At 65.8% G+C, this 4072-nt stretch carries 5 protein-coding genes; 2 read left to right on the forward strand and 3 right to left on the reverse strand.

Annotation, left to right across the window (positions count from 1 at the left end; all coding sequences use genetic code 11):
• A partial coding sequence (locus tag ENN83_RS08285; protein ID WP_287185887.1) for an MBL fold metallo-hydrolase occupies nt 1-322 on the reverse strand: 322 nt, incomplete at its 3' end.
• Between the two features lie 74 nt (nt 323-396).
• Here ENN83_RS08285 and ENN83_RS08290 point away from each other — a divergent pair.
• Nucleotides 397-1041, forward strand: coding sequence for a ceramidase domain-containing protein (locus tag ENN83_RS08290; RefSeq protein ID WP_287185888.1), 645 nt, complete (start codon nt 397-399; stop codon nt 1039-1041).
• Between the two features lie 157 nt (nt 1042-1198).
• Here the strand turns inward: ENN83_RS08290 and ilvN are convergent, their stop codons facing one another.
• Nucleotides 1199-1762: an acetolactate synthase small subunit gene (gene ilvN / locus ENN83_RS08295; RefSeq protein WP_287185889.1), complete on the reverse strand. Its 564-nt coding sequence runs from the start codon at nt 1760-1762 to the stop codon at nt 1199-1201.
• Between the two features lie 82 nt (nt 1763-1844).
• A complete protein-coding gene (locus tag ENN83_RS08300; protein ID WP_287185891.1) occupies nt 1845-3590 on the reverse strand; it encodes an acetolactate synthase 3 large subunit in 1746 nt (581 codons plus the stop codon).
• 279 nt (nt 3591-3869) lie between these two features.
• Between ENN83_RS08300 and ENN83_RS08305 the strand changes: the two genes are divergently transcribed.
• The coding region (locus tag ENN83_RS08305) for a hypothetical protein (protein WP_287185893.1) at nt 3870-4072 on the forward strand (203 nt) is incomplete at its 3' end.

Raw genomic sequence — 4072 nt, forward strand, 5'->3', positions numbered from 1 at the left:
CCATGGTCACGCGGACCTCGCCCAGCGCCACGGTGCCGCCCTTGTTGAAGCCGATTGTGGCGATGCCCTCCTTTTCCTCCCACCAGCTCATCAGGTCGTAGACGCCGACGCAGGGGATCGACAACTCGCGCGCGATGGCGACGGCATCGGCGATGTGGTCGAAATGACCATGGGTGACAAGGATATGGGTGGCGCCCGCGATAGCCTCGGCGCGGCGATCCTCGGGGAACACCGGGTTGCCGACCAGCCAGGGATCGACCAGCAGGACCTGGCCTGCGATCTCGATGCGGAAGCCGGAATGGCCGAGCCAAGTGATTTTCATGTCTGCCTCCCTGTGATCTGGCGGCCTTGCGGCCTAGGTCTGGGGCAAGGTTAGCAGAGCGGGAGGCGATTTCCATGGACTGGATGGCCCAGGTGGACGCCTATTGCGAGCGCACGGACGCGGGCTACTGGTCCGAGCCGGTGAATGCGGTGACGAACGCGTCCTTCCTGGTCGCGGCGGCGGTGATGTGGCGCCGGACCGGCGGGCTGGCGCTGGGCCGGGCGCTCTGCGTGGTGCTGGCGGTGATCGGGGTGGGAAGCTTCCTGTTCCATACCCATGCGACACTCTGGGCGGCGATGGCGGATGTGCTGCCGATCCTGGGCTTCATCCTGCTTTACCTTTTTGCCGCGCATCGGGATTTCTGGGGGCTGGGGCCCTGGCCCGCGCTGGGGCTGACGGCGCTGTTCCTGCCCTATGCGGCGGGGACGGGCTGGCTGTTCGGGCAGCTTGGCTTTCTGGGCTCGTCGGCGGGCTATGCGCCGGTCGCGCTGCTGATCCTGGTCCATGCCGGGCTTCTGGCGCGGCGGGCGCCTGCGACGGCGCGGGGGCTGGCGCTTGGCGGCGGGCTGCTGGTCGTCTCGCTGACCTTCCGCACGCTGGACGAACCGCTTTGTGCGGTGCTGCCGCTCGGGACGCATTTCCTGTGGCACGTCCTGAATGCCGTCATGCTGGGCTGGATGATCGAGGTCTATCGCCGCCATATGGGCGCAACGCACTGAACCGCGGCGGATTTGCGCGCGCGGCCTCGCTTCGAAAGCGCTCCGGCGGTTCGGCGGGGCATCCGGGCAGGGACCGCATCATCCATGTCCCGCGGTGGCCGATCATGGTCCCGGCCACGACCTCGGCATGCGCGCCGCGACCGGGAGACGTCCGATGTCAGGCCCCGCGCGAAAGCGCCGCGATACCGGTGCGCGCCATCTCGACCAGCCCCAGCGGGCGCATCAGTTCGGCGAAGGCGTCCACCTTCTGCGGCGTGCCGGTGATCTCGAAGACAAAGCTTTCCAGCGTCGAATCCACCACATTCGCCCGGAAGATGTCGGCCAGCCGCAGCGCCTCGACCCGCTTCTCGCCCGCGCCGACGACCTTGAACAGCGCCAGTTCCCGCTCGACCGAAGCGCCCTCGACGGTCAGGTCATGCACCTGGTGCACCGGCACGATCCGTCCAAGCTGCGCCTTGATCTGCTCGATCACGGCGGGCGTGCCGACGGTGACGATGGTGATGCGGCTGGTATGGCCGGTATGGTCCACTTCGGCCACGGTCAGGCTGTCGATATTGTAGCCCCGCCCCGAGAACAGCCCGATGACGCGCGCCAGCACGCCGGGCTCGTTGTCGACGATCACCGCCAGCGTGTGCCGCTCGATCACGTCCGAATTGGGGTCGCGCAGGTCGTAGGCGGAATGCTTCGACGTGCCCTTCTGGATGTTGAGTGCTGCTGCCATGTCTCTTCTTCTGGCTCCAAATATCCTCGGGGGGAGTCCCCGCAGCGCGGGGACGGGGGGCAGAAAGCCCCCCATGCCGTCGTCACACCAGCGCGGCGCCTTCCCTGAATGCCTCGGCATCGGCGGCAAGCAGCATATCGTTATGCGCCCGCCCCGAGGGGATCATCGGGAAGCAGTCCTCGTGCTTTTCCACCAGGCAATCGAAGATCACCGGCCCGTCATGGGCCAGCATTTCGGCGATCGCGTCGTCCAGATCGGCCGGGTCCGAACAGCGGATGCCCTTGCCGCCGAACGCCTCGGCCAGCTTGACGAAATCGGGCAGCGCCTCGGACCAGCTGTGCGAATAGCGGTTGCCATGCAGCAGCGACTGCCATTGCCGCACCATGCCAAGGCGTTCGTTGTTGAGGATGAACTGCTTGACCGGCAGGCAATACTGGATCGCGGTGCCCATCTCCTGCATGTTCATCAGCCACGACCCTTCGCCCGCCACGTTGATGACCAGCGCCTCGGGATGCGCCACCTGCACGCCGATCGAGGCGGGCAGCCCGTAGCCCATGGTGCCCAGGCCCCCCGATGTCATCCAGCGGTTCGGCGCCTCGAAGCCCAGGAACTGCGCGGCCCACATCTGATGCTGGCCGACCTCGGTGCAGATATAGCGGTCGGCGCGGTGTCTGGTCAGCGCTTCCAGCCGCTGAAGGGCATATTGCGGCTTGATGACCGTGTCCGAGTTCCGGTAGCGCAGACACTCGACCGCCCGCCATTCGGCGATCCGGGCCCACCAGCGTGCCAGACCCTCCTTGTTGACCTTTCGCCCGCGCGATTTCCAGATCCGCAGCAGGTCCTCCAGCACATGGGCGACATCGCCGATGATCGGCATGTCCACGCGGATCGTCTTGTTGATTGACGAGGGGTCGATGTCGATATGGGCCTTGCGCGAGCCGGGGCTGAAATCGGCCACCCGCCCGGTGATCCGGTCGTCGAATCGGGCGCCGATATTGATCATCAGGTCGCAGCCGTGCATTGCGAGGTTGGCCTCGTAAAGCCCGTGCATCCCCAGCATGCCCAGCCAGTTCTTGCCGGATGCGGGATAGGCGCCCAGACCCATCAGCGTCGAGGTGATGGGAAAGCCCGTGGCATCGACCAGTTCGCGCAGCAATTGCGTCGCCGCATCGCCCGAATTGATTACGCCGCCGCCGGTGTAGAAGATCGGCCGTTCCGCCGTTTCCATCGCCTCGACAAGGCGCGTGATCATCTCGGCATCGCCCTTGAGGCGGGGCTGGTAATGGGCATTGCCCGCCTCGCGCGGGGCGACATAGGTGCCGGTGGCGAATTGCACGTCCTTGGGGATGTCGACCAGAACCGGGCCGGGCCGGCCGGTGGTGGCGACGTGGAACGCCTGGTGGATCGTCTGGGCCAGGCGGTCGGTCTCCTTCACCAGCCAGTTATGCTTGGTGCAGGGCCGCGTGGTTCCCACCGTGTCGGCCTCCTGGAAGGCATCGTTGCCGACCATGAAGGTGGGCACCTGACCGGTGAGCACGACCAGCGGGATCGAATCCATCAGCGCGTCGGTGATGCCGGTGACCGTGTTGGTCGCGCCCGGCCCCGAGGTGACCAGCACGACGCCGGGCTTGCCGGTCGAACGGGCATAGCCTTCGGCCATGTGCACCGCGCCCTGTTCGTGACGCACCAGGATGTGGCGGATGTCGTTCTGCTGGAACAGTTCGTCATAGATCGGAAGCACGGCGCCGCCCGGATAGCCGAAGATTACCTCGACGCCCTGATCCTTGAGCGCCTGAACCACCATCTTCGCGCCGGTCATCTGTGTCATCTGTCTCTCCGTGCCTTCCGCCGTCCGTCCGTGCATCCGCAGCGCGTAAAAAAACCCCCGGTCAAGGCGGGGGCGCATGTGGTTACCTTGGGTCGGTTCTTACCGGCCCATGCGCCTGTCCTTTACCGTTACATCCACGATCGCCATCGGGGTTCCCCTGCTTGCGTGCGCGGGACATTAGGTGCGCACCGGATGGGGGTCAACCCGCAAAGGCCAGAATTTTCGTGCCCTGCGGCAAGAAATCCTTTCCGTATGTTGCTTGCGGAAGGGGGGTTGCGCATGGATCGGAAAACGGGGGGCGGTTGCAGCCGAAATTGTTTTCAGGCGCTGGCGGGGCGAGCGTGGACCGGGCCGCGTCCATTCGACGCCGTAAAAAAAACCCGCCCGGGCGTTCGCGGCTATTTATCTGAGGCAAGGCTGTCGATAGATTTCGTCCACGCGAACGATCCGCCCGCTCAAGCGGCGGGCGCCAACCGGGAGTA

This window comes from Rhodovulum sp. (assembly GCF_011048875.1).
Lineage (GTDB): Bacteria > Pseudomonadota > Alphaproteobacteria > Rhodobacterales > Rhodobacteraceae > Rhodovulum > Rhodovulum tesquicola.

Excerpts from the sequence above, each read along its gene's own strand:
- ENN83_RS08290 (WP_287185888.1), top strand. The coding sequence starts at position 397 with ATGGACTGGATGGCCCAGGTGGACGCCTATTGCGAGCGCACGGACGCG.
- ilvN (WP_287185889.1), bottom strand. The coding sequence starts at position 1,762 with ATGGCAGCAGCACTCAACATCCAGAAGGGCACGTCGAAGCATTCCGCC.
- ENN83_RS08300 (WP_287185891.1), bottom strand. The coding sequence starts at position 3,590 with ATGACACAGATGACCGGCGCGAAGATGGTGGTTCAGGCGCTCAAGGAT.